Genomic DNA, 24,971 nt, shown 5'->3' on the forward strand with positions numbered 1-24,971 from the left:
AGTAAACATTAAAAAAAGGGGCGTCTGATATGAAACCAAGACATTGGAAAAAGGTAATACCTAGTTTACTAACATTGATCCTTCTATTATCAGGCTGTGCAAGCAGCACTAGTACAAAAAATAGTAGTTCACAAGAAACAAACGGGAAGGTAGAATCACAGCCGAAATCGGGTGGTGAATTAACCTATGCACTTGCAACATCTCCTGATTCACTTGATCCTGCACGAAGCGGATTAGCAGTTGCTGTTCGTGCATTCAGAACTATTTTTGATAGCTTAGTTGTGCAGGTACCAGATAATACGATAAAGCCGTGGCTTGCCACAGAATGGACAGTTTCAGATGATGGTAAAACTTATACATTCAAACTGCGTAAAGACGTGAAGTTTCAGGATGGAACACCCTTTAATGCTGAAGCTGTGAAATATAGCTATGACCGGATTCTCGATCCAAAAACTCAGGCAAAAAATGCAGTTGCCCTTTTGAAACCGTATCAATCATCAGAAGTGATTGATGATTATACAATCAAAATCAATCTTGCAACTCCTTCAACGGCGTTTTTAAGTAATTTAAGCCAGGCAATGCTGGGAATTGTTTCCCCGACAGCAGCAGAAAAGTATGGTGATCAGTTTGGTAAGCACCCTGTAGGAACTGGACCATATAAATTTGTCAGTTGGACAGATAATGCAGATATTGTAGTCGAAAAAAATAAAGATTATCAATGGGGTCCTTCCATTGTAGAGAACCAAAACGCACCATATCTTGATAAAATCACCTTTAAAATCATTCCAGAGGAGGCAACTCGTATTGGTAGCGTCCAGAGAGATCAAGTGCTTGCGGCTGAAACGGTGCCACCACAAAATATTCTTTCATTAAAAAATGATCCAAAAACTCAATTGCTTCAAGTAAATACAATTGGTTTACCCTATACACTTTTCTTTAATCAGAGAAGGGCACCATGGAATAATGTAAAGGCGCGTAAGGCAGTTCAGCTTGCGGTTGATGTCGATGCGATTGTAAAAACACTTTACCTAAATACCTATTCACGAGCATGGTCTCCACTTTCACCGGGTATTTTGGGTTATGATAAATCGCTTGAAAATAGCACCAAAGTAGATATAGAGAAGGCTAATCAGCTCCTCGAGGAGCTTGGCTATGTAAAAGGATCGGATGGTATTCGTGAAAAAGATGGAAAGAAATTGACATTAAAATATGTTGATGGAACTCCAAACCGTGAGAAAAGAAATGATATTGCTGTTATGGTACAGCAGCAATTGAAGAAGATTGGCATAAAGGTAGAAATCAATATTACCAAGGACATTGCTTCCGTAATTCTACAAAATGCTGATTATGATATCTATGGAAATAGCCAGGTTAATTCAGACCCCAATGCATTACGCGCCTTTTACCATTCAACAACTCCTCAAGAGGAGGCAGCAGTGAAACGGTTAGGTGGTGGTTCTGATCAAGAAATAGATCAATTGTTAGAAGCAGGAACAGTAGAAACGGATCAAGCAAAACGTAAAGAGATATATAAACAAGTACAACAAAAAATCATTGACCAAGCTTGGATTATCCCTATTTATGTATTCCCTTATACCGTTGCAGCATCTAAAACTGTAAATGGAATTAAATTTGATGCTTTAGGTTATCCACTCTTCAATGATGTCAATATAAAATAAGCAAACGAAATGGAGCTGAATAATATGGAAATTCTCAATAAAATCCTGTTGAAAATCTCAACTGCTGTTGTATCCATTTTTGGCTCCCTTATCCTTGTTTTTTTCATTATCTATCTGCTGCCCGGGGATCCAGTGCTTTCGATGCTGGATCCCTCCACGGCAACACCCGAAACGGTAGCCAATTTACGCAAGGAACTGGGGCTTGATCAACCGATTTATTTACAATTCTCTGATTATTTTGTGAATGTTCTTCATGGAAATTTTGGTCAATCAATCGTAAATAGTGAGCCTGTTCTACCGAAAGTATTAGAACACTTTCCAGCTACACTCGCTTTAACTTTTTGCAGTGCATTACTCTCTATAGTGATTGGGCTTATATTTGGAGTGTTATCGGCTATTTACAAAAATAAATGGATTGATTTTATAGCAAGATTAATTGGTTTGTTTGGTATTTCAATGCCAACCTTTTGGTCTGGAATCTTACTCATATTATTTTTTTCCGTATTTTTAAACTGGTTTCCTGCGATGGGATCGGATGGCTGGAAAACACTTGTCCTTCCATCCATTTCACTTGGGTTTGTCGGTGCGGGGTTAATTATTCGCATGGTTCGAACGAGTATGCTGGAAGTCATTAATGAGCAATTTATCGTCACCCTTCGTGCAAAGGGACTTTCTGAAAGAATCATCATGTACCAACATGCTCTTCGAAATGCACTTATTCCAGCTATTACGATAATTGGTATTCATATCGGTGAATTAATGGCGGGGACTGTAGTAATTGAAACCGTGTTTTCTAGACAAGGGATTGGCAGAATTGTGGCAGATGCAATCATGGCTAAGGATTTACCTGTCATTCAGGGTGTTGTCTTCTTCAGTGCCATCATTTATGTAGTGATTAATTTATTAGTTGATTTATCCTATTCCATTATTGATCCACGGGTAAGGAGATCACATTAAGGGAGAGAAATAAATGAAAGAAATCGTTAATGTTGAAACCATTGTGCGGGTTCCAAAGTGGACGGTGAAAAAATGGAAAATTAATTTTACGTTAGGAAATCTATTTTTATACTTGTCCATTTTTATTGTCCTCTTTTTTATTGCATGTGCTCTATTTCCAAAGTGGATCGCACCGTTTTCTCCAACCTACATGAATACAGAGCTAATTTTAAGTAAACCAAATGTCAAGCATTTGTTTGGGACCGATTATTTTGGGAGAGACGTATTTAGCCTTGTGATTTATGGAAGTCGAGATTCGCTAATTATTGGGGTAACATCCGTACTAATCGGTGGAATTTTAGGTGGAAGTATTGGGGCGTTGGCGGGATATATTGGCGGAATCGTTGATTTAGTCTTAATGAGGGTCATCGATATTTTAATGACGATTCCTGGTATACTACTAGCTTTAGCCATTGCCGCTGCCCTTGGTCCAAGTTTACTTAATATTGTATTGGCAGTAGCGGCATCGGCCATCCCGGGATATGCACGTGTGATGAGAGGTCAAATGATGAGTATTAAGAAAAGAAAGTTCGTAGATGCATCACGCTCGATTGGAACATCAAGTTGGAAAATATTCTTCTGGCATATTCTTCCGCATTCCTGGTCACCTTTATTTGTTATGGGGACAATAGGTCTTGGGACATCCATTTTAATCGGGTCAGGATTAAGTTTCTTGGGTCTTGGGACCATTAAAGAAATACCTGATTGGGGTGCACTGCTATCACAAGGAAGAGGATATTTAACAGTGGCATGGTGGATATCATCTTTTCCAGGTCTAGCCATTACTCTTTTTGTTCTTTCCATCAACATTATAGGGGATAAACTTCGCGATACCTTTGACCCAAAAGCGAACAAAGTGAGGTAAGGGGTGAGTAAAATGGAAAAATTACTAGAAATAAAGGACTTAAAGGTTGATTTTACCAGTAGCAATAACCCATTAACAGCTATTAAAGATGTTACATTGCATATGAAACCTGGAGAAACGGTCTGTATCGTCGGAGAGTCAGGCAGTGGCAAAACGGTTACCTCAAAGGCCATTATGAGACTTATAGATTATGAGAATGGAAAAATATCAGAGGGAAGTATTGTTGTTGATGGTATCGACCTTACGAATCTTCCGCAAAAAAGACTTCGATCCATCCGAGGAAAAAAAATAGCGATGATCTTTCAAGAACCAATGGCCGCGTTTGACCCTGTTTTTACAATTGGAAGCCAAATTACGGAGACCATTCTTGAACATAAGCAAACTAGTAGGTTGGACGCAAAAGAGCGGGCTATGTATTTACTAAAGCGAGTAGGGATCTCTGATGCTGAAATACGCTTGAACCAGTACCCGAATGAGTTGTCCGGAGGAATGCTGCAACGGGCTATGATTGCAATGGCACTTGCTTGTGGTCCAGATTTACTTATCGCGGATGAGCCGACTACCGCGCTTGATGTTACCATTCAAGCACAAATATTACAGCTTCTCCAGGAATTAAAAGAAGAAATGGGAATGTCGATTCTCTTAATTACCCATGATTTGGGAGTTGCAGCAGAAATGGCAGACAGAATCATTGTCATGTATGCAGGCAGGATAGTTGAGCATGCGGACGTTAAGCTATTGTTTGAACAGCCCTATCATCCTTATACATATGGGTTATTGCAATCCATTACGACATTGGATAGTGATAGGAGTAAGAAATTGTACGCGATTAATGGATCGATTCCAACGTTAGCGAATTTGCCCTCTGGGTGTTTATTTCATCCACGCTGCCCATTTGCAACAGAACGATGCAAGAGTGAAGCACCACCATTAATGGAGGTAAATAACCGCCACACTGCCTGCTGGTATTCAGAAGAAATATTAGAAAATCTCAATAATGAAAAAATCAATTTCGACATTGACGTAGAAACTCAAAGAGAAAAGACTCAGATAATTAGAGAAGAAACCCGTAAAACATTGTTTGAGGTTCAGGACCTGAGTAAATATTATGCTGTTGGTAAAAAACTTTTTTCTCGTCAGCCATCTTTTATTAGAGCAGTTGATAACGTGTCCTTTAACATTTATGAAGGGGAAACCTTTGGGCTAGTTGGAGAATCAGGCAGCGGTAAATCCACATTGGGTCGCGTCCTCTTGCAATTAGAGAAACCTACAGGCGGAAAGGTTCTCTTTCAGGAGCAGGACTTGTCTAAATTACATCCAAGAGAATTACGTGAAAAGAGAAGGAATATGCAGGTCATTTACCAAGATCCATATGGTTCTGTTAATCCTCGCTGGAAAATTGGCGATATTATCGGAGAGCCTCTTCAAGTTCACGAATCACTCAGCGTAAAAGAAAAGAATGAAAGAGTTCAAGAATTATTAGAAATTGTTGGTCTCAATAAAGATAGTTATGATCGATATCCACATGAATTTTCAGGCGGACAGCGTCAGCGGATTGCGATTGCTAGAGCGATTGCACTAAATCCCAAGTTTATTTTAGCTGATGAAGCCGTATCAGCATTAGACGTTTCAGTTCAGGCTCAAATCATTAATTTATTGCAGGATTTGCAGAGAGAGCGGAATTTAACCTATTTATTTATCGCTCATGGATTAAATATTGTTCGGCATATCTCCGATCGAATAGGCGTGATGTATTTAGGTCAATTGGTGGAAGTGGCCAGTAGTGAAGAATTGTTCCTACATCCTGCCCATCATTATACAAAAGGTCTCATTGATTCGATTCCAGTTGCCGATCCAACTCGGTCCAGAGAACGGATATCCATTAGTGGAGAAATCCCATCACCGGCAAACCCGCCAACTGGGTGCAGATTTCATACCCGCTGCCCGGCAGCGACTGCACGATGCCGTGAAGAACAGCCTCTTTTTAAGGAAGTGACTAAAGGGCATTGGGCTGCATGCCATAATCCGATTTAACTCAGGAGGAAAGATTATGAAATTTGTTTTGTTTGATTTGATGAGTAACCACCCAAATGGTGTGACAGGAGAGATTCTAACTGCACAGGAAAGAATTCAACAAGTGATTGACCAGGCTGTTCTTGCTGAATCACTCGGTTACGATGGGTATGGAGTAGGCGAGCGGCATGGTGCTCCATTTCTATCTTCTTCACCAGCCGTCATGTTAACCGCTATTGCGGCCAAAACTACAAAAATTCGATTGCTGCCAACCGTATCGGTTTTGAGTGTACTCGATCCAGTTCGAGTGGCAGAGGATTATGCTACTCTTGATCATTTATCAGGCGGAAGATTAGAAATGATGATAGGTAAAGGCAATGATCCACGCCATTACCCGTTATTTGGGATAACAGAGGAAGAGCAATGGGTGTCCCTTGCAGAGCGGTATGAACTTCTTAAGCGTTTATGGAACGAGGAAAATGTCTCTTGGGAAGGAGCGTATCGGGCACCGCTAAATAATGTAACGACAGAACCTAGACCATTTCAAAAACAGATTCCTATTTGGCATGGCAGCGCATCAAGTCCACTTTCTACTGAGCTTGCCGCAAAAAATGGGGAACCCATTTTTTCATCGAATGCATTTCATCCGATGGCAAAATATAAGGAATTAATCGATCATTATCGTGAACGACTCGAATTTTATGGATATGATTCAACGAAAGCGATCGTAGGTGCTGGAGCTGGCAGTTTGTACTTGGCTAACACAACTGAAGAAGCAATTAACCGATTCAGACCTTACTATGATATTCAAATGAATACGGATGCAGCAAAACATAATCAATCACCATTTAAAGATTTAGAGGATCACATACAAAATGGTTCAGCACTAATTGGAAGTGCTGATTTTGTCATAGAAAAGATTCTAAAATACCACCAAGCATTTGGACATCAAGTCCAAAGTATTAGTGTGGGTGGATTAAGCAAGGATGAACAATATGAGCAGCTTGAAAGATTTGCTACAGAGGTTATTCCAGTGCTAAAAAGCGAAATTCCAAGTACCGTTTGGGAAATTGAACAACCTGCTGTGAAATCTTAATGGACAGATTACTTGCTAAGTAGGGAAAGGGGGGGCCCATGAGCAATCAGAAGCGTACCATGCATCTAAATTTATTTTTATATCATATGGGACATCATGAGGTCGCTTGGCGTCATCCAAAGGCAGAACCTAAAGAAATCATGGATTTTAGTTATTATTATCGTTTAGCTCTGAAAGCAGAAAAGGCAAAAATGGATTCTATCTTTCTGGCAGATCGTATTTCAACTTCTCCAGAAGCAGTTGAAAATGGTTCACTTATTTCATTCGAACCAACCGTACTATTATCAGCATTAGCAGCCGTAACAGAACATATTGGCTTAATTGGAACAGTTTCAACCAGTTTTAATGAGCCCTATAATGTGGCGCGCAGATTTTCATCACTCGATTTCTTGAGCAATGGACGTGTCGGATGGAATATCATTACTTCTGGAACTGATCAGGAAGCGCAGAATTTTAATCTCGATCGGATTCCGGATCATTCAAAACGGTATATAAAGGCCAAAGAATTTTTAGAGGTAACAATGAAACTTTGGGATAGTTGGGAAGATGATGCCATTTTAGCAGATAAAGTGAACGGAATTTTTGCAGATAAACAAAAGGTACACGAAATTCATCATCACGGAGAATTTTTTAAGGTTCGTGGACCGTTAAATATTCCAAGATCGCCGCAGAAAAGACCTGTACTTGTCCAAGCAGGAACATCAGAAGATGGCAAGAAGTTTTCTTCAGAATATGCGGATGCCATTTTTACTGCACAGCAAACCTTTGAAGATGCTAGGGAGTTTTATAAAGATGTAAAAGAAAGAGTTTCCAAGAACGGAAGAAATCCCAATCTAGTAAAAATATTGCCGGGAATTAGTTTTATTATCGTTAATTCAGAAGAAGAAGCCAGAGAAAGAGAAGCTGAATTAGCAGAATTCATGAATTTCAATCATAGCTTAATTCAGCTTTCTAATCGAATTGGAGTGGATTTAACATCTGTTTCTTTGGATGAACCGCTGCCGAATCTTCCTGATATTCAAGAGATACAAGGTCACCAAAGCCGTACAGAATTAATCATACAATTGGCCAGGCGAGAAAATCTTACACTTAAACAGTTACTCATACGTTTAGGTGGAGGGAGGGGGCATTATACGATTACCGGTACACCAACACGTATTGCAGATGAACTGGAAATGTGGTTCCTTAACGGTGCTGCTGATGGATTTAATATTATGCCGCAATTAATGAATCCTGATTTCGAACGATTTGTCGATTTCGTCATACCAGAATTGCAGCGTAGAAAGTTATTTAGAACGGATTATTCAGGTACTACTTTAAGGGAGCATTACAATCTGCTTCCTATAAATTAAATTTACAACAATCGTGCTAGGCAGTTCTACATATTACAACCATTAAATGAATCTTTTTTGATAGATTTTATCAATATAAAGAATATGTTTTTCTATCAGGTAAAGTATAGAATTCTTAATTCTTACATGATAGGATAAAGCACAAGAATAAAAAAGTATTCCTATCAAATAACTAAGAATTAAAAAGGAGGATCTTCAATGTCTAATCAAAAAAAATTAAAATTTGGTGCAATTATTCATGGAGTAGGTGGAAACATTTCAGGATGGAGGCATCCAGATATTCAAGCTGATGCAAGTGTCAGTTTAGAGTTTTACACCAATCAAGCTCAGAAAGCAGAAGAGGGGAAATTTGACTTAGTCTTTATTGCGGATGGTTTGCATATTAACGAGAAGTCGATTCCACACTTTTTGAATCGGTTTGAACCACTAACGATTTTATCTGCTTTAGCCGCGGTCACGTCAAAAATTGGTCTGGTAGGAACACTTTCTACTTCATATAGTGAACCGTTTAATGTGGCAAGACAGTTTGCTTCACTTGACCATATCAGTAATGGTCGGGCAGGATGGAATGTGGTGACTTCACCATTAGAAAAAACGGCATTAAACTTTAATAAAACGATTGAAGAACATCCTGATCATCCAAAACGGTACCGGATTGCTGCTGAATATTTGCAGGTAGCGAAGGGACTTTGGGACTCTTGGGAAGATGATGCATTTATTCGTGATAAAGAAACTGGGGTATTTTTCGATCCAGATAAATTACATCAATTGAATCATAAAGGAGAATTTTTCTCTGTACAAGGACCGCTGAATATTGCCAGATCAAAGCAGGGCAGACCCGTTATTTTTCAAGCCGGTTCCTCAGAGGCAGGAAAGGATCTTGCAGCCAAAGAAGCAGATGCAATCTTTACTGGCCATCCAACATTAGCAGCGGCACAAGCCTTTTATCAGGATGTCAAAGAGAGGGCAAAAGCATTGGGAAGAAACCCAGAGGAACTCGCCATCCTTCCAGGAATCGCACCTATTATTGGCGCAACAGAAGAAGAGGCTGAAAGAAAATATCAAGAAATTGCAAATCTTGTTTCAATTGATAAAGCTCTCGATTATTTAGGTCGATACTTCGAGCATCATAATTTCTCGCAATATCCACTCGATGCACCGTTTCCTGAACTAGGTGACTTAGGTAAAAATAGTTTCCAAAGTCATACGGATCGAATCAAACGTCAAGCGAAGGAACAAAATTTAACTCTTCGCCAAGTCGCATTACAAGAGACTACACCAAAACCGACTTTCATCGGAACGCCAGAAAAAGTGGCTGACCTTATCCAAGAATGGTTTGAAGCAGGTGGCGCTGATGGATTTATTGTTGGTTCCGCTGTTCCAAATGGATTGAATGATTTTGTGGACTTTGTCGTGCCAATTCTACAAAAACGAGGGTTATTTAGATCAGAATATGAGGCTGACACATTACGCGGTAACCTAGGAATTTCGTTTCCAGAAAACCGTTATGCTAAAAAGGTGATTACGCATTGATAAAACAAAATAAACAACACGTTTATAATCAAAATATCTGCCGGCTAGACAACTAGAGGCTCTCTTTTTAAGAAGATCAATCTTAAATAGAGAGCCTATTTTATTAAAAAATAGGCACAATTAACGACATTTGTTTTTTTATAATCAGTTGATTGGAGCGGAAGGTGCTCGACTCCTGCGGGAGTACGGGGCAGGGGAGACCCCACAGGCGCCTTCAGCGCCGAGGAGGCTCCCCGGCACGCCCGCGGAAAGCGAGCACCTGGAGCGGAAATCAACAGCTAAATTTAACAGAGATGAACAAAAATGGAGGAATTAAAGATGGAAAAAGAATTATCAGTTGTGGTTTGGGCTAAACAAGGTTGTCATTATTGCGGAGAAGTAAAACAATATTTAGAGGATAAAGGTATCAAATACGAAACCATTGATGTTACGCATCATGACGAGAGAAGAGATATCTTGGAAGTAAAATATGGTGTCCGTCATGTACCTGTGGTGGAAATTGGCCAGGGAGAAGTGTATCAAGCTGTAACAAAAGTTGGCGTTGAATATATTGAGGAAGTACTAGAAAAATTTAATAAGAGTAATATTTTGGGTTAATTCCGACTAAATTAATGTATTTACTAGGTTAATAGATCGTTATACTACATATCCTTGGATCCATTAGTGTAGTGTCGGAAGAAAAACAGTAAATAAACGGCGGGGGTTAGAAATATGAAGAAAAAAATTTTAGTGAGCATGACCTTACTTGCGGCTCTATTGCTAGGTGCATGCTCTTCCCAAGAAACCAAAACAACTTCAAAGGCAAGTTCAGATAACTCGAAGGGGGAAACAAAAGTTCAAAAAATAATAGTCGGAACAGGGACGCAGTTTCCGAATGTATGCTTTATTGACAAGAATGGAAAGTTAACCGGCTATGATGTGGAACTAGTTAGAAAGATTGATGAAAAGCTGCCAGAATACAAATTTGAATTTAAAACAATGGATTTTTCCAACCTATTAATAAGCCTGGAAACAAATAAGATTGATTTTATTGCCCACCAAATGGAAGTAAATGAAGAGAGGCAGAAAAAGTTTTTATTTAATAAAGAACCTTATAATATCTTTCCTCTTGATGTCACAGTTAAGAAAGATAACAATGAAATTAATTCAATCAAAGATTTAAAAGGCAAAAAGGTTATCGTTAGTGCAACTAGTAATTCAGCCGTATTTATCGAAAAGTACAACAAGGAACATAACGCTGGAATCCAAATTGTTTATGCAGGAAATGGACCAGATTCAACCATTAATCAAATAAAAACAGGTAGAGCCGATGCTACGATCACAACACCATTTGCCGTTGATTTCCTGAATAAGTCAGTGGATGCACAAGAAAAAGTAGTTGGTGAACCGCTCTTAAATTCAAAAGTATATTTCCTTCTAAGAAAAGATGAAACACCACTTCAGAAAAGAATTGATGAAGCACTCATTGAATTGAAAAAAGAAGGAGTCGTTAGCGAATTGAGTAAAAAATGGTTAGGAGCTGACTACACCGTCAACTTTTAACTAGCTTGTTTTGGGAGGTATCTAATAATGGGGAAAGCATTTGATCCTTTATTAATTATTGAGTTTTTACCAACACTTCTGCACTATCTTGGGGTAACTCTTCAGATTTTAGCAGTATCTATTTTACTAGGACTGATCCTCGGTGTAGCAGCCGCTATACCGAGGTTGTTTAAAATTCCTTTATTAAATCAACTGGTGATATTATATGTATCTTTTATTCGGGGAACACCTATTTTAATTCAATTATTCCTTGTCTTTTATGGGTTGCCTGCTGTTCTAATGATCTTTGACATTGATATTTCAAAGCTAGATGCGATTTATTTTGTCATTATTACTTATGCCATTAGTCATGGTGCAGGTTGTTCAGAAATTTTTCGAGGAGCCATACGTGCAGTTGATAAAGGGCAGACGGAAGCAGCTTATTCAGTTGGAATGACCAGCTCTCAAAACTTCTTTCGAATTGTCTTACCTCAGGCATTACGGATTGCCTTTCCAAACTTAGCAAACTCTGTGATTGGAGCCTTAAAGGATACCTCACTTGCTTTTACCATTGGTGTGATGGATATGGTGGGTAGAGGGGATACGCTCATTTCAGCAACAGCTCATGCCCTGGAAGTGTATTTATCCCTCTCTATTATCTATTATGCTGTTGTTCTAATCTTTGAGAAGCTATTTAAAAATCTAGAAAAATATTTCAATCGTTATCAGAAAGCAGAACTTTCAGCTGCTTCATAGTAAGGGGGAATATACATGGCGATTGATCTTCCTTTTATCTGGATCGCTTTTAAGGAAATCATAAAATCAGTTCCAATTACGCTAATATTAACTATTGTTCCATTAGTGGTTGGTTTTTTAATTGGGATTGTTGTAGCGTTTGTCAGAATCTATAAAACCAAATTATTATATCAAGTAGCAAATGGATATGTATCTTTTTTTAGAGGAACTCCCATTATCATGCATATTATGATTATTTATTACGGAATCCCCTTAATAGTTGACCAAATATCTTCAAAGTATGACTTAAATATCCAATCTAACAAGATTCCTATTGTTCTATTTGTTTTAATCGCCTTGTCATTAGCAGCAGGTGCCTATTTATCCGAAATTATACGCTCAGGAATCATCAGTGTTTCGAATGGTCAATTGGAAGCTGCTTATTCAGTAGGGATGACTCAGTTTCAAGCAATGTTCCGAATTGTTCTTCCACAAGCATTGGCACAATCGGTAGCTAATTTTACAAATATTTTTGTTGGGTTTTTACACACATCGTCTATTGCTTTTCTTGTTTCAGAAAAAGAATTGACAGGCGCTGCCAATATTGTTGCTTCTACCAATTTGAAATTTTTAGAGGCGTTTATCGCTGCAGGGATTATCTATTGGGGACTAACGGTTATCGTGGAGGGAATTTCATTTTTACTTGAAAAAAGGGTGACATCGTATAGTCGAGGAGGCGTGTCATGATTATTTTAAAAGAAATACAAAAAACATTTAACAAATTGCCGGTTTTAAAAGGAATTAATCTTAAAATAAATCGAGGTGAGGTAGTTACTATTCTTGGGCCGAGTGGTTCAGGGAAGACAACATTACTGCGATGCTTGAATTTTTTAGAAAAACCCGATGCGGGAATTGTTCAAATTGGCAATATCCAGATCAATGCTGAAAAGGCGAAGAAAAAAGACATGTTGTCGATTAGAAAACAATCTGCGATGGTTTTTCAACATTATAATCTTTTTGCTCATAAGACCGTATTAGAGAATGTAATGGAAGGCTTAATTGTTGTAAAAAAAGTAAAGAAAAAGGATGCCAGAGTAGTAAGTGAACAGGTACTGGAGAAAGTCGGCCTTAGTGATAAATTACATTTCTATCCATCGCAATTATCAGGGGGGCAGCAACAGAGAGTTGGGATTGCAAGAGCCTTAGCATTAAATCCAGAGGTAATTCTTTTTGATGAACCAACATCTGCATTAGATCCAGAATTGGTTGGAGAAGTGCTATCTGTTATTAAAGAAATAGCACAAGAAGGTATTACGATGGTTGTGGTTACACATGAAATGAGTTTTGCTAGAGAGGTCTCTGATCGCGTTTTATTTATGGATGGGGGTGTAATCGTGGAGGAAGGAACCCCCTTAGAGATCTTTAATGCACCAAAAGAAGACCGGACTCGCCGATTCTTACAACGAATATCGGGTGATTCATATTTTACTCCCTTAAAAGAGCAAGTAAATTAAAAGACGAAAGATACGAAAAATTTGAATAGACTTGAGGGAATGATTATGAAAAAGATTTGCGTAATCTCCTTGTTTATGGGGATTTTAATGTTAATAGGACTAACAGGCTGTTCCTCTAATATTGCAAGTGATAAAACGAGTGCGAAACAAGCAACTACTAAAGCATCCGCCGATTTAAGTAATGTCACTTTGCGTGTCGGTCAAACTGGCTGGGGGACCATTCAAGAGGCCCTAAAAGCTTCAGGACTTGATGACACCCCCTATAAAGTGGAATACAGTGTGTTTCAGGGTGGAAATTTAATTCTTGAGGCCATGACGGCTGGTCATATTGATTTTGGAATTACAAGTGAAATTCCTCCTCTTTTTTCAGCTTTATCTCAGAATGGGGATCACTCAAAAGTAATTGCCATTCAACAATCCAATACACTGCAACAAGAATTAGTCGTAGCAAAAGGATCTGAGATTAAAACTGTAGCAGATTTAAAAGGGAAAAAAGTTGCTTATGTTCAAAATACAACTGCTCATTATTTTCTAATCAAAATGTTGGAGGAAGCAGGCTTAACATGGAATGATATTAGGCCTGTACAGTTAACAACTTCCGATGGATTAGCGGCACTTCTTGGCGGGAAGGTAGATGCTTTAGCAAGCTATGGAAATGCGATTATTTCTGCACATCAAAATGGTGCTAAAACACTGGCTAGTGCAAAGGATATCTTATCTGGGGATTTCCAAATCAATGCATTAACAGATGCTATCAGTGATCCACGAAAACATGCAGCGATTGTCGATTTGCTTGATCGAATAAACCAAGCTAATAAATGGGAAAGAGAAAATCCTGAAAAATGGGCAAAAATTGTAGCAACCAATACAAACCAACCCTATGAGCAGGCTCTTAAAACGTTCAAAGAAGGTGAAGAACAACGGCCAACACGTGTAATTCCCCTTACTGAAACAAAGACAGAGTCTCAGCAAGATATCGCAAATATTTTTAATAGTGTAGGTATCATCAATAAAAAAATCGATGTGAATACTTTCTGGAGCCATGAATTTGATAAGGAGTTAGCGAAAATTACAGATAAATAGGAGTGGCAAATATGGTCCTTAACCAAATAATAATAGATGAAATGGCGGAAGAACAAAAAGAGGACGTACGCAAATTATTAGTGTCGAGTTATGGGCAGTACGAGCATGAATATAAGGATGCTCACGTTTGGGAAGAGTACTTAGCTAATATAAAAGCATCTGTTGATAATCCAAATGTTGAAAAAATCTTAATTGCTAAAAGCGAGGACAAAATTATTGGTACTTTACAGTTATTTTTGTCTTCCGATCAAGCATATCAAAGACCAGAGTTACAAATTTTCTCACCGATAATTCGCCTTTTGGCGGTTCATCCTGAAGCACGTGGACGCGGTATAGCACAAGCATTATTAAAAGCAGGTCTAGAGTTTGCAAAGTCTCAAGGGGCAAACCAATTATACTTGCATTCAGGTGATAAAATGGCAAAAGCTATCCAGTTGTATGAATGGCTTGGATTTAAACGGGATCAAACCAAGGAATTTTATAACAATGATATTTTAGTAAAATGCTATCGGTATGATTTATAAAAAAGAAAGGACATTACTATGAATCAACAGGAATTTGAGACATTCTTAATATCGATTCGTCGACATTTACATCAATACCCAGAATTGTCGAAACAAGAATTTGAAACAACAAGGTCTATTGAAGGATGGCTTAAGGAACTAAATATCCCGATTCGAAACACAGAACTAGAGACAGGTGTTTTTGCTGATATAAAGGGAGGAAAACCAGGACCGATTGTAGCCATTCGTGCCGATATTGATGCACTGCCAATTGAAGAAAAAACAGGTCTTCCCTATGCTTCTAAAATAAAAGGAATCATGCATGCCTGTGGTCATGACTTCCACACTGCTGCTCTTATTGGTGCTGCACATCTTTTAAAAGAAAATCAATCACAGTTAAATGGTACAGTGCGCCTGATTTTTCAACCGGCCGAGGAGTTAGGGGGCGGAGCAAAGTATGTGATTGAGGATGGGCAGTTGGATGGAGTGGAGGCGATAATAGGACTTCATAATAAACCAGACCTGCCAGTTGGTACAATTGGAATAAAAGAAGGACCATTGATGGCAGCTGTTGACCGTTTTCATATAGTTTTAAATGGCAAAGGCAGTCACGCGGCGCTTCCACAAAATAGTCATGATCCCATCGTTGCTGCAGGACAGCTAATCACAGCCTTGCAGACGGTTGTCAGCCGCAATGTTTCTCCACTTCAAAGTGCTGTATTAAGTGTGACGAAAATTACTGGAGGTAGTACATGGAACGTTATTCCGGGTGAAGTAAGCTTGGAAGGAACAGTACGAACCTTTGATCCGATAGTTCGTGAAGAGGTGAAAGCAAGGTTTTACTCGATCGTAAATAGTATCGCTGCGGCTTTCACACAAAAAGTTGAGATTCACTGGTTTTCAGGTCCACCTCCACTAGTAAATCATCAATCGGTGACTGAAATTGTTGAAGGAGCAGCGATTGAACAATCCCTGAACGTCATTCATCCTGAACCATCTACAGCAGGTGAAGATTTTTCTTATTATCTTCTGCATATCCCCGGAACTTTTGCCTTTTTTGGTACAAATGGAAAAGAGGATTGGCATCATCCTGCCTTTACTGTTGATGAATCCGCTCTTTTAAAAGCAGCTTATTTTTTATATGCAAGTGCAAGGAAATTATTAGATTAACAGTTTACTAATTAATAACAATTAAGTATATGATCCAAACGAAAAACGTTTCATTTATAAACTAAATCTATAAATAGGAGTGATTCGGGTGGGGAATATTCTTCGGGAAGCTGTGGAAAATAAGCGCAAAAAATTAATTGATAAACTGATTGCCTTTAATGTGTATAAAAAAGAAGATAAACATCTTTTTGAGTTATCTTTAACCGAATTAGAACATGAATATAAGGCATTTAAATCTTTACAACATCCACATTGCAATTTCGGTTCCATTAAACTAACAAGTAAAAAAGCAAAATCATAAACTTATTAACTATTTTAATAGAAGAAAGGGAGTTAAAATAATGAGCAAAGTATTAATTATTTCTGGAAGTCCAACAGAAGAAACAAGATTAAATGGAGTTTTGCATGATGTTTTAAACCAATTTCGTGAAATTGGAATCCCTCCTGAAGTTATTAATGTTCGTCAGCTTCCATCAGAGGCTTTAATTCAGGCAAAGTTCAATCATGAAGAAATTATCGCGGCAAACAAAAAAGTAGAGGATTCGAATATTATCGTCATTCTGACACCGGTATATAAGGCTTCCTATTCCGGTGTGTTGAAAACTTACTTGGATCTCTTGCCGCAAAATGGTCTAGAGGGTAAAATCATTTTACCGATTGCTGTTGGAGGAACCTTTGGTCACTTATTGATGATCGACTATTCACTAAAACCTGTATTTACTGCATTGGGAGCAACCCATATTTTAAAGGGAGCTTTTATCTTAGATAACCAAATCAAAAAATTAGGAAATAATCGCTATGAACTAGACCAAGAAGCGAAAAATCGATTGGTTGCTTCCTTAAATAGCTTAAAACCTTCACTTTTAACTGTATAAAAGTATTCAATTAGAAAAGAGGCGATGAGGGCATCGCCTCTTTTTAATGAGGTTATTGTAAAGCTGTTAAGATAACTCCAATGGCTATTAAAAATACCCCGATTCCGTTTACTAGACTAAGCTTCTCTCCGAAAAAGATGATGGCTAAAACAGTTGCAATAACCACACTAAGTTTATCAATTGGACCCACCTGTGACACTTTTCCAGTTTTTAAGGCTAAAAAGTAAAACAACCAGGATGTGGCACCGGCTATACCGCTTAAAACAATAAATAATAATGCTTTTTTTTGCCCGATAATCTCAGGGATTTTCCCTAAATTCCCCTGGAACATAACAACACCGATTAAAAAGATTGCCATGATGACGGAACGAATCGCAGTAGCGGTATTGGCATCAATATTTTGTAATCCTATCTTTCCAAAAATAGAAACTAACGCAGCTGATACAGCCGATAAAATAGCAAATAGTAACCAAGACATTCATAACGACCTTCTTCCATTTTTATCTTATTTTATTATAGCTTATCACCATGTTCATAAAAAAACGCAAAGCAGGTACTCCCACTTTGCGTTTTTTTTATATTCAAAAGGTCTTGTAGACATCTATCGATTTAATGTGGAATGCTTTATACCATAACTGAAATAGATTACTAAACCAATTAACAGCCAAACGAAAAAGCTGATCCAAGTTAAAGCTGGAAGTTGAAGCACTAGGTATCCACATGATAAAAATGCGAGCAGCGGAATCCATGGAACAAGAGGTACCCGGAATCCACGTTTTGGTGCTCCTTGTTTTTTACGTAGATATAAAATGCCAATAGAAACGGACATGAATGCGAAAAGCGTCCCAATATTTGTGAGTTCTGCCAACTTGCCGAGTGGGATCAAGCCGGAAAAAATGGAGACAAGGAGGCAGGTAATCCATGAGTTCACAACTGGTGTTTGTTTTTTCTTATCTACTTTGGAAAATATTTTTGGCAGCAGTCCATCACGGCTAATCGCATAAAATAATCGGGTCTGTCCAAATACCATTACGGTTAAGACAGTCGTAATCCCTGCAATGGCTCCTAGTGAAATAAACCCAGCTACCCAATCTTGGTGGATATAATTTAAGGCAAATGAGACAGGATTTTTCACATCAAGCAGTTGATATGGAACGATACCGGTTAGAACAGCAGAGACAGCAACGTATAAAAGCGTACAAACTAAGAGGGAAGCAATGATCCCAATTGGCATATTTCGCTGCGGGTTCTTCACTTCTTCTGCTGCGGTTGAAACGGCATCAAAACCAATATAGGCATAAAATGCTGTTGCAGCACCAGCAGTTACCCCGGAAAATCCAAATGGCATGAAAGGTGTCCAGTTATCAGGCTTCACATACCAAGCCCCAACGGCTAGAAAAATAATGACAACGGCCAATTTAATGATAACCATTAAGGTATTAAAACGTGCCGAATGTTTGACCCCTTTAGTTAAAAGAAACGTGATAATAAATGTAATGAAGATAGCCGGTGCATCTACATATGTTCCATTTGCTGGATTAAATGCACTAGAGAGGGCTTTTGGTACGTGAATCCCGAATCCAGCGATCAGTCCTTGGAAATACCCGGACCACCCACTTGCGACTGAAGCGGATGCAAACCCGTATTCAAGAATTAAATCCCACCCTAAGATCCATGCAATGAATTCTCCGAATGTTGCATAGCTATAGGTGTAGGCGCTCCCGGCAACAGGAACTGTTGAAGCAAATTCTGCATAGCACAGTGCGGCGAATACACAAACTAAACCTGAAAGAATAAAGGATAAAATAAGTGCAGGACCGGCATGCTCAGCTGCGGCAACCCCTGTGAGAACAAAAATCCCTGTTCCTACAATGGCTCCAATCCCAAGCATAGATAAATCAAAGGCACCAAGTTCCTTTTTTAAGGAAACATCTTTTTTTCCAGCTTCATTTATTAAATCCTGAATGGATTTTTTTCTAAAAATCTCCATAAGTACTTCCCTTCTAAAAACTCTTATTAATATCAAAATTGTGAAAAAATTAAGAATGAAAATAGCGCGAAAAATGTCGAAAGAAAAATCAACGAGTCTAATAATATAATTTATTTTAAAAAAAATCAATATTCTTTAAAAAGAAATTATATAAATTTTTTAATTTAATTGATATGATTTAGAGGGGAAAGGAAAACAATAAATTTATAAAAAGTGTCCATAACATGTTAAAAAATTGATACAAATGGGTAAACACATTATAGAAATATCTACATAGAGTTTATACATCAGTTCACATTATTGACATATTTATTCAATTTTTTTTATTCATATTTCGACAATAATAGAGATGGTTCTACGGTGATTCTCCAAAACTTTGATCACATTTATTAAATAATGCATGAATTTTGTAAATTGGAGTTATAAATAGTCGTTTTTTTAGAATTTCTTTTAAATAATATGTTTGCTACAATAGATAACACAACTACTTAATTCGATGCTATATGTTTATGAAATGACATTAAAATACATGATCCCTGAGAGGAGAGGTATATTATGGTATTCAAAGCAAGATTATGGAGAATCTTAACTAAGAATCAGAAAATAAGATTATTAAAGCAAAAAGCTACTTATAAATCAGTTGTTTAGGGGCCTTGGCATGAAGGGGCCCTTTTATTATGAAATTATAGTTTGGACAAACCTTTTTTTAGTTCTGCTATAAAAAAGGACAGGGAGTTATGTCGCTTTTCCTTAATAAAATGTTAATCAGGAGAATAAAATCTTAAATTAGTGGGGGTAGTTTATACGGAGGAGGCTAATATGAATGATGTCTTTGCACAAACTGCTCGATTTGAACACCGTTTTTGGCTTCAAATATTAGGGGATCATTCTAGATTTATTTATGAAGCCCTTGTACCGGTTCAAGAAAAGGAAATTAAAAAGGCATCCCAATTTATTCGTATATTTGACACTCTGCTTGAGAGGGCAAAATCTGCTGATTTGAGTTCAATAACCGTGGAAGCTGAAAAAGAGGTGATAAATCTACGAGAATTTAAATTAGAATTGCTTAACAAACACCTTATTGGAAAAATTAAAATTCATCTTTCACCTACTTTTATCAATCATATGGTCAATGAATTAGAGGAGTATGTCCGAATTTTGAGCCATCTTAAGGAAGGAAAAGTGCCGCCAATTTATCATGAGCTCCATCATCATCTCGTATGGTTATTGGATGCTGCTGGTCATTCAGAAGCGATTTCCTCTAATTTAGATGGGGTTGAAAAGAAGTTGAAAGAGAAAAGTAATCTATTTACGAAGAGCTTTGAAGAGTTTTACCTGAAGGCTGTTGAATTAGCAGGTTATCTAAGAACAAGTTTGACTACATTTCCAGCTTTAACAAAAATGAATGTAGACGCCCAGTTGGAAATTAAGTTATTTCAAAACTTTTTACTTGAAATTGAAGAACTTGAACTAAGTAAGCAAGCATTAGGGACATTTGCCCCGCTAATGGCGGATCATATGTTTCGGGAAGAATGTTATTACCTGATGAAATTGGCAGAATCGGCAAGTATTGAACCACCCAATTGTGATCCTACTAAACCTAGACTTCAGGAATAAAGGTGCTTATCAAAAAAGGGCGTACCCAAGCTACGATATTTGGGTACGCCCTTTTTAGAGTATCATTTTAAGCTGTTTTAACAATTTTACCTTCAATAGAGGTAGCGTTGGAATGGTCTCTTCTAATCCTCAAGGTAGTAACAATGAAAACAAAAATTACAAATCCTGTCAAAAGAGCAATTAGCTGAATCGTTATTTGGTTGCTAGCTGATTGCACTTCAATAGATTGTTCACTTTCACCGACACTATTCTTTGCCGTTACGACATAAGCATAGTTGGTTTTGGCAGTAGTAGATTTATCCACATAACGTGGAGCCTTGATATTCGTTGCAATCGGTTGATAGCTTTCGAAGCCAAATATATTTACTTCTTTGCGATAGACGGTATAGGATGAAGCCCCTACTGATGGGTTCCATGTTAGTGAAACCGTATTATTTTTCTTATTTACTATAACCCAGTCTGGCGCAGTTGGGGCAGTTGTCATTTTTGTATGGAAGGAATAAATCCCTATCTGTGTTTCCGTTCCACCTATGACTGATGATACTTTCCAATAGTAGGGTGTATCCTTTTCAAGGTCCTTTACCTTTGCAGAAGTGGAAGTAACAGTACGGTCAACAACCACTTTTGTCAAATCAGGATCTGTTGCCACTTGTACATGATAGCTGTCCGATTTGGATATTGCACTCCAGCTTAATGTAATACTTGAAGGATTTATCTCTGAAGCGCCGTTAATCGGTGAAACTGTAAGTGTGGAAGAGGGAACCACATGTATCATATGAGAAGCATGTGTAGCCAGATTGGCTTTGAAACCTGACTCACTCTCACCTAAATCTTCGTGGCTCCACCTATCATGTACCATTGCCGGACCGTCAAACCCTAAATCCGTCCAGTTAACCATTACCTTTTGGGCAGATGAACCGGTATTAAAGAGGGCAACGTTGTACGAGCCATCTGACAGTTCTTGATAAAATACCTCGGAGTTAGCCGTTTTAAATAACCTTTTTCCTGCAACACCGCTTTGGTTAACTCCAATTATTTCGTCATTTGTTAAAAGGCTGATTCCATAATCATCTAGTTTCGTAAGGTCACTTCCAATGACGAAATGAGAGGACGCAATTGCCCATAGTGATACATAGGAGCGTTTTTCATTACCAGTTAGTCCATCTCTACTGCCGTTTGCAACATTAAGTGAGTCAAAATCATTCCAGCCACCCGCTCCAGCATGAGGCTGCCACTTTGCGGCATGATTGAATCTTCTAACGACATGTTCCCAATCGGTAAGGGTGGGTTTTCCATAGCTTTCCACATCATGATCTGTCCGCCAGCCATTTGCTACCTTCTGCCAAGTCGAAATATGATTGATATCAAGGTTATTGGATAACTCCACATGGATAGCTCTTCCAGTTTTTTTCAATGCTTTAGCCCATGCCTCAATATCTGGAATATCCTCGTTTCGAACTCCATCAATTTTAAGATAATCTACTCCATAAGAAGCAAACAGTCTAGCCCATGAATCGACATACTCCTGTGCCCCTCGCTTTGAATAATCGATGGAATACATATTATCAAAATTAAAACTGACTTTTTGTCCCTTACTAAAATCTACAATATCTTTTGCATGGTAGGGGGTACCCTCAATGGGGGTATTTTGGTCAATGGCCCCTTTGGGAATTCCGAGAGTGATATATAGACCAAATTTCAATCCTTTTTTATGAATGTGGTCTCCAAGGGCTTTCATTCCATGTGGAAATTTCTTAGGATCAACCACCCATCTTCCATATTTATCGACATGAGTGGTCCAATTAAGTTGATAATAATCATCTAAGTTTACATATTCATAACCATGAGCCTTAAATTTGGCTGCTATAATATCAGCCGCAGCTTTTATATTTTGCTCTGTCGGTTTCTTACGAATAGAACTCCAGCTGCTCCATCCCATAAACGGACGTCCAGATAAATTGTTATAGGAAGAAGCCTCTGTAACTTCTGGCTCTATAATTGAAATGGATAAAATACCAGTGAGCATGATGGAGAAGGAGAATACAGTTGAGATGATTTTCTTTAGCATAGAGGCCTCCTCTTAAAAATCTTGAACTCAATAAATGCTACCAAAAGACATATAATTCTATATTAATATATAAATCGCTTTCTTTTAATGAACAATATGTTCCAGTTGATTTCCAAATCCCTTTTTAGGCAGAACAATGGACAAAATGATTACATAATGTAGTGGTATCAATAAGTGAAGGTGTAAAAAGATGCGATATACAGCGGAAATTCCAATTCAACCCATCATTGGTCAAGCATGGACGGGTAAACATGTTGTCTTACTTCATTGTACAATTGATAATCAGTTTATGAATCTATATAAAAGTTTTCATGCACCCATTGAACCTCCCCGCCAAAATTGTGCAGAGACCTTATCTCAGTTACTGAGTATTGGCTACCATATTGCAGCCATTACCCCGCTATCTCCATATCAAATTCAGTATTTGCTAGTACTATAATCGATAAAGTCAACAAAAAAAGAAGGCTGATTATCAGTCCTTCTTTTTAATAGGTTTCAAAAATAACTTTCCCTGTATTGGAAGTATCATAATCCCCTAATGAGTTAATTTCTGATTGAAAAGAGGGGGATGATAATATTTCCATTACTGTCCTAATAAGCTGCTCTGTTTTGGGGGTTTTAATAATAACCAGGTCATACTGTTCGGTTACTAATGGTATAAAATCTATTCCTACCATTTTTGCAGCTTTTTCAATTCCAACTCCTACAGCAGCTTTTCCAGAAGATACAGCGGAAGCAACACTTAAATGGTTTGTTTCTTCGTTTTCATAACCATTTATGCTTCTAGAGGGAATTTCGTTTATTCTTAATTGTTCATCGAGAAGAATTCTTGCACCTGATCCTCTTTCTCTATTAATCATGATTATATCGTCACGATGAAAATCAGACCAAGATTGTAGATTTAATGGATTGCCCTTTTGTACGTATAATCCTGCTTTTCTTGAGAGAAGATTGATTAAGATAAAAGGATAACCAACTAAAATTTTCCGGATATAGGGCAGATTATATTCACCTGTATCTCCATCAAACAGATGCAAGCTAACGATATCGCATTCACCACTGTACATAGAGATAAGGCTGTTTAAACTTCCTGTATATGATCTTAAAGACTTATACATTGAATTTTTCTCAATGTGTTTTCCCAGTATATCCAAAACGATGTCTTGCCCGCTTATGACAATCTTATTATTCTTTATTTCGTTAACTTGATGGGCTGTATCCGGGGCTGATCTTAAATTATTTTGATTTGTTTTATGATTAGCTATAAAATTGTCAAGGTCTTTTGACGCAATTCTCATTTGCCTCCCAACACGGAATATTGGCAGCTCGCCTTTTTTCACTAGATCATAAAGGGTTAATTTGGACACCTTTAAAAGCTGTGAAACCTCCTCAATCGTATAGGAAAGCTCATTTGACATGTACATCCCTCCAACCCTTATTTTAACTACTACTTGTCCGAAAGTATATTCTTTAAAGAATTTGTCAAAAAGTGAGATTTGTTCTATTCATTTTAATTATAACTAATTATAATTAGTTATAATTACTTATAATTAAAAAGGGGAGAGAGCTTTGAAAAGGAAATATATATTTTTTTCTATTATACTGCTTTTACTAACTTTGGCTGGATGCTCTTCTAACGAACAAGCTAAAAAAACGACTTCTGAGAAGAAAGTAGAATTGACCGTTTCAGCTGCGGCTAGTTTACAAGATGCACTAAATGATGTCAAAGCAGACTTTGAAAAAAAATATCCGAATGTAACCATAAACTATAACTTTGGAGCATCAGGGGCACTGCAACAGCAAATTTCACAAAGAGCACCTGTGGATCTCTTCTTCTCTGCTGCAAAAGACAAGTTTGATAAATTGATTCAAGATGGATTAATTGAGAAAACAAAAGGAAAAGACTTGCTTGGAAATGATTTGGTCTTAGTGGTACCGAAAGATTCTACTAAAGGAATCAAATCATTCGAAGATCTCACGAAGATAGACAAACTGTCCATTGGAACTCCAGAGGTTGTACCTGCAGGTCAGTATGCAAAAGAGACATTCGACAAATTACATATTTGGAATGCAGTTGAAAGAAAAGTCGTATATGCCAAGGATGTACGCCAAGTGCTTACCTATGTAGAGACGAACAACGTGGATGCAGGAATTGTTTACAAAACCGATGCATTGATCTCAAAAAAGGTAAAAATTGCAGCAACAGCTAATGAAAATACACATGCACCGATTGTTTATTCAGTTGGTGTGATCAAGAATAGTACCCATCCAACAGAGGCAAAACTATTGTATGAATATCTTCAAAATAAACAGTCGTTAAAGACTTTTACAAAGTATGGGTTTAAAGGATTAGAGTAAACT

At 37.8% G+C, this 24,971-nt stretch carries 24 protein-coding genes; 20 read left to right on the forward strand and 4 right to left on the reverse strand.

Annotation, left to right across the window (positions count from 1 at the left end):
• Positions 1 to 29: 29 nt before the first annotated feature.
• The 17 genes from JOC76_RS08745 to ssuE all read left to right on the forward strand — a co-directional run bounded on the left by JOC76_RS08745 (position 30) and on the right by ssuE (position 16,935).
• Positions 30 to 1,679: an ABC transporter substrate-binding protein gene (locus JOC76_RS08745; protein WP_205177210.1), complete on the forward strand. Its 1,650-nt coding sequence runs from the start codon at positions 30 to 32 to the stop codon at positions 1,677 to 1,679.
• Between the two features lie 30 nt (positions 1,680 to 1,709).
• The gene (locus JOC76_RS08750; protein WP_205177285.1) at positions 1,710 to 2,636 is read left to right on the forward strand and encodes an ABC transporter permease; all 927 of its coding nucleotides are present in this window, start codon (positions 1,710 to 1,712) and stop codon (positions 2,634 to 2,636) included.
• 13 nt (positions 2,637 to 2,649) lie between these two features.
• A complete protein-coding gene (locus JOC76_RS08755; RefSeq protein ID WP_205177211.1) occupies positions 2,650 to 3,540 on the forward strand; it encodes an ABC transporter permease in 891 nt (296 codons plus the stop codon).
• Positions 3,541 to 3,552: 12 nt separating this feature from the next.
• A complete protein-coding gene (locus JOC76_RS08760; protein ID WP_205177212.1) occupies positions 3,553 to 5,574 on the forward strand; it encodes an ABC transporter ATP-binding protein in 2,022 nt (673 codons plus the stop codon).
• A 16-nt stretch (positions 5,575 to 5,590) separates the two neighbouring features.
• Positions 5,591 to 6,649: an LLM class flavin-dependent oxidoreductase gene (locus tag JOC76_RS08765; protein WP_205177213.1), complete on the forward strand. Its 1,059-nt coding sequence runs from the start codon at positions 5,591 to 5,593 to the stop codon at positions 6,647 to 6,649.
• A 38-nt stretch (positions 6,650 to 6,687) separates the two neighbouring features.
• Positions 6,688 to 8,001 carry an LLM class flavin-dependent oxidoreductase gene (locus JOC76_RS08770; protein ID WP_205177214.1) on the forward strand — a complete coding sequence of 438 codons (1,314 nt, stop codon included), beginning with the start codon at positions 6,688 to 6,690 and terminating at the stop codon, positions 7,999 to 8,001.
• Positions 8,002 to 8,199: 198 nt separating this feature from the next.
• Positions 8,200 to 9,534, forward strand: coding sequence for an LLM class flavin-dependent oxidoreductase (locus tag JOC76_RS08775; RefSeq protein ID WP_205177215.1), 1,335 nt, complete (start codon positions 8,200 to 8,202; stop codon positions 9,532 to 9,534).
• Positions 9,535 to 9,852: 318 nt separating this feature from the next.
• A complete protein-coding gene (locus JOC76_RS08780) occupies positions 9,853 to 10,131 on the forward strand; it encodes a glutaredoxin family protein (RefSeq protein ID WP_205177216.1) in 279 nt (92 codons plus the stop codon).
• Between the two features lie 114 nt (positions 10,132 to 10,245).
• A complete protein-coding gene (locus JOC76_RS08785) occupies positions 10,246 to 11,076 on the forward strand; it encodes a transporter substrate-binding domain-containing protein (protein ID WP_205177217.1) in 831 nt (276 codons plus the stop codon).
• A 27-nt stretch (positions 11,077 to 11,103) separates the two neighbouring features.
• Positions 11,104 to 11,811: an amino acid ABC transporter permease gene (locus JOC76_RS08790; protein WP_205177218.1), complete on the forward strand. Its 708-nt coding sequence runs from the start codon at positions 11,104 to 11,106 to the stop codon at positions 11,809 to 11,811.
• Positions 11,812 to 11,826: 15 nt separating this feature from the next.
• Positions 11,827 to 12,537 (forward strand): amino acid ABC transporter permease, encoded by a 711-nt coding sequence (locus tag JOC76_RS08795; RefSeq protein ID WP_205177219.1) that lies wholly within the window; start codon positions 11,827 to 11,829, stop codon positions 12,535 to 12,537.
• Positions 12,534 to 13,304 (forward strand): amino acid ABC transporter ATP-binding protein, encoded by a 771-nt coding sequence (locus JOC76_RS08800; protein WP_205177220.1) that lies wholly within the window; start codon positions 12,534 to 12,536, stop codon positions 13,302 to 13,304. Before JOC76_RS08795 ends, JOC76_RS08800 begins: the two co-directional genes overlap by 4 nt.
• Positions 13,305 to 13,349: 45 nt before the next feature.
• A complete protein-coding gene (locus tag JOC76_RS08805; RefSeq protein ID WP_239557623.1) occupies positions 13,350 to 14,387 on the forward strand; it encodes an ABC transporter substrate-binding protein in 1,038 nt (345 codons plus the stop codon).
• Between the two features lie 11 nt (positions 14,388 to 14,398).
• On the forward strand, positions 14,399 to 14,911 hold the full coding sequence (locus JOC76_RS08810; protein WP_205177221.1) for a GNAT family N-acetyltransferase: 513 nt from the start codon (positions 14,399 to 14,401) through the stop codon (positions 14,909 to 14,911).
• 18 nt (positions 14,912 to 14,929) lie between these two features.
• Positions 14,930 to 16,060 (forward strand): amidohydrolase, encoded by a 1,131-nt coding sequence (locus tag JOC76_RS08815; RefSeq protein WP_205177222.1) that lies wholly within the window; start codon positions 14,930 to 14,932, stop codon positions 16,058 to 16,060.
• Between the two features lie 88 nt (positions 16,061 to 16,148).
• Positions 16,149 to 16,361 carry a Fur-regulated basic protein FbpA gene (locus JOC76_RS08820; protein ID WP_205177223.1) on the forward strand — a complete coding sequence of 71 codons (213 nt, stop codon included), beginning with the start codon at positions 16,149 to 16,151 and terminating at the stop codon, positions 16,359 to 16,361.
• 40 nt (positions 16,362 to 16,401) lie between these two features.
• Positions 16,402 to 16,935 (forward strand): NADPH-dependent FMN reductase, encoded by a 534-nt coding sequence (ssuE, locus tag JOC76_RS08825; protein ID WP_205177224.1) that lies wholly within the window; start codon positions 16,402 to 16,404, stop codon positions 16,933 to 16,935.
• A gap of 52 nt (positions 16,936 to 16,987) precedes the next feature.
• On the opposite strand, the gene JOC76_RS08830 is transcribed toward ssuE, so the two are convergent.
• Together JOC76_RS08830 and bcaP are read right to left on the reverse strand one after the other, a co-directional pair.
• A complete protein-coding gene (locus tag JOC76_RS08830) occupies positions 16,988 to 17,413 on the reverse strand; it encodes an EamA family transporter (protein WP_205177225.1) in 426 nt (141 codons plus the stop codon).
• 123 nt (positions 17,414 to 17,536) lie between these two features.
• The gene (gene bcaP / locus JOC76_RS08835) at positions 17,537 to 18,925 is read right to left on the reverse strand and encodes a branched-chain amino acid transporter BcaP (protein WP_205177226.1); all 1,389 of its coding nucleotides are present in this window, start codon (positions 18,923 to 18,925) and stop codon (positions 17,537 to 17,539) included.
• Between the two features lie 819 nt (positions 18,926 to 19,744).
• Here bcaP and JOC76_RS08840 point away from each other — a divergent pair.
• Positions 19,745 to 20,542: a DUF2935 domain-containing protein gene (locus JOC76_RS08840; RefSeq protein ID WP_205177227.1), complete on the forward strand. Its 798-nt coding sequence runs from the start codon at positions 19,745 to 19,747 to the stop codon at positions 20,540 to 20,542.
• 67 nt (positions 20,543 to 20,609) lie between these two features.
• On the opposite strand, the gene JOC76_RS08845 is transcribed toward JOC76_RS08840, so the two are convergent.
• Positions 20,610 to 22,610 carry a fibronectin type III domain-containing protein gene (locus JOC76_RS08845; protein WP_205177228.1) on the reverse strand — a complete coding sequence of 667 codons (2,001 nt, stop codon included), beginning with the start codon at positions 22,608 to 22,610 and terminating at the stop codon, positions 20,610 to 20,612.
• A gap of 190 nt (positions 22,611 to 22,800) precedes the next feature.
• Between JOC76_RS08845 and JOC76_RS08850 the strand changes: the two genes are divergently transcribed.
• The gene (locus tag JOC76_RS08850) at positions 22,801 to 23,049 is read left to right on the forward strand and encodes a hypothetical protein (RefSeq protein ID WP_205177229.1); all 249 of its coding nucleotides are present in this window, start codon (positions 22,801 to 22,803) and stop codon (positions 23,047 to 23,049) included.
• A 46-nt stretch (positions 23,050 to 23,095) separates the two neighbouring features.
• Here the strand turns inward: JOC76_RS08850 and JOC76_RS08855 are convergent, their stop codons facing one another.
• Complete coding sequence (locus tag JOC76_RS08855) at positions 23,096 to 24,028, reverse strand: substrate-binding domain-containing protein (RefSeq protein ID WP_205177230.1); 933 nt, start codon at positions 24,026 to 24,028, stop codon at positions 23,096 to 23,098.
• A 151-nt stretch (positions 24,029 to 24,179) separates the two neighbouring features.
• Between JOC76_RS08855 and modA the strand changes: the two genes are divergently transcribed.
• Positions 24,180 to 24,968: a molybdate ABC transporter substrate-binding protein gene (gene modA / locus JOC76_RS08860; protein ID WP_205177231.1), complete on the forward strand. Its 789-nt coding sequence runs from the start codon at positions 24,180 to 24,182 to the stop codon at positions 24,966 to 24,968.
• The last annotated feature ends 3 nt before the right edge of the window (positions 24,969 to 24,971 follow it).

It is taken from the genome of Neobacillus cucumis (genome assembly GCF_016908975.1).
GTDB lineage: Bacteria > Bacillota > Bacilli > Bacillales > Cytobacillaceae > Neobacillus > Neobacillus cucumis.

Coding starts and splice junctions, on each gene's coding strand:
- JOC76_RS08745 (WP_205177210.1), top strand. CDS start 30: ATGAAACCAAGACATTGGAAAAAGGTAATACCTAGTTTACTAACATTG.
- JOC76_RS08755 (WP_205177211.1), top strand. CDS start 2,650: ATGAAAGAAATCGTTAATGTTGAAACCATTGTGCGGGTTCCAAAGTGG.
- JOC76_RS08760 (WP_205177212.1), top strand. CDS start 3,553: ATGGAAAAATTACTAGAAATAAAGGACTTAAAGGTTGATTTTACCAGT.
- JOC76_RS08765 (WP_205177213.1), top strand. CDS start 5,591: ATGAAATTTGTTTTGTTTGATTTGATGAGTAACCACCCAAATGGTGTG.
- JOC76_RS08770 (WP_205177214.1), top strand. CDS start 6,688: ATGAGCAATCAGAAGCGTACCATGCATCTAAATTTATTTTTATATCAT.
- JOC76_RS08775 (WP_205177215.1), top strand. CDS start 8,200: ATGTCTAATCAAAAAAAATTAAAATTTGGTGCAATTATTCATGGAGTA.
- JOC76_RS08780 (WP_205177216.1), top strand. CDS start 9,853: ATGGAAAAAGAATTATCAGTTGTGGTTTGGGCTAAACAAGGTTGTCAT.
- JOC76_RS08785 (WP_205177217.1), top strand. CDS start 10,246: ATGAAGAAAAAAATTTTAGTGAGCATGACCTTACTTGCGGCTCTATTG.
- JOC76_RS08790 (WP_205177218.1), top strand. CDS start 11,104: ATGGGGAAAGCATTTGATCCTTTATTAATTATTGAGTTTTTACCAACA.
- JOC76_RS08795 (WP_205177219.1), top strand. CDS start 11,827: ATGGCGATTGATCTTCCTTTTATCTGGATCGCTTTTAAGGAAATCATA.
- JOC76_RS08800 (WP_205177220.1), top strand. CDS start 12,534: ATGATTATTTTAAAAGAAATACAAAAAACATTTAACAAATTGCCGGTT.
- JOC76_RS08805 (WP_239557623.1), top strand. CDS start 13,350: ATGAAAAAGATTTGCGTAATCTCCTTGTTTATGGGGATTTTAATGTTA.
- JOC76_RS08810 (WP_205177221.1), top strand. CDS start 14,399: ATGGTCCTTAACCAAATAATAATAGATGAAATGGCGGAAGAACAAAAA.
- JOC76_RS08815 (WP_205177222.1), top strand. CDS start 14,930: ATGAATCAACAGGAATTTGAGACATTCTTAATATCGATTCGTCGACAT.
- ssuE (WP_205177224.1), top strand. CDS start 16,402: ATGAGCAAAGTATTAATTATTTCTGGAAGTCCAACAGAAGAAACAAGA.
- JOC76_RS08830 (WP_205177225.1), bottom strand. CDS start 17,413: ATGTCTTGGTTACTATTTGCTATTTTATCGGCTGTATCAGCTGCGTTA.
- bcaP (WP_205177226.1), bottom strand. CDS start 18,925: ATGGAGATTTTTAGAAAAAAATCCATTCAGGATTTAATAAATGAAGCT.
- JOC76_RS08840 (WP_205177227.1), top strand. CDS start 19,745: ATGAATGATGTCTTTGCACAAACTGCTCGATTTGAACACCGTTTTTGG.
- JOC76_RS08845 (WP_205177228.1), bottom strand. CDS start 22,610: ATGCTAAAGAAAATCATCTCAACTGTATTCTCCTTCTCCATCATGCTC.
- JOC76_RS08850 (WP_205177229.1), top strand. CDS start 22,801: ATGCGATATACAGCGGAAATTCCAATTCAACCCATCATTGGTCAAGCA.
- JOC76_RS08855 (WP_205177230.1), bottom strand. CDS start 24,028: ATGTCAAATGAGCTTTCCTATACGATTGAGGAGGTTTCACAGCTTTTA.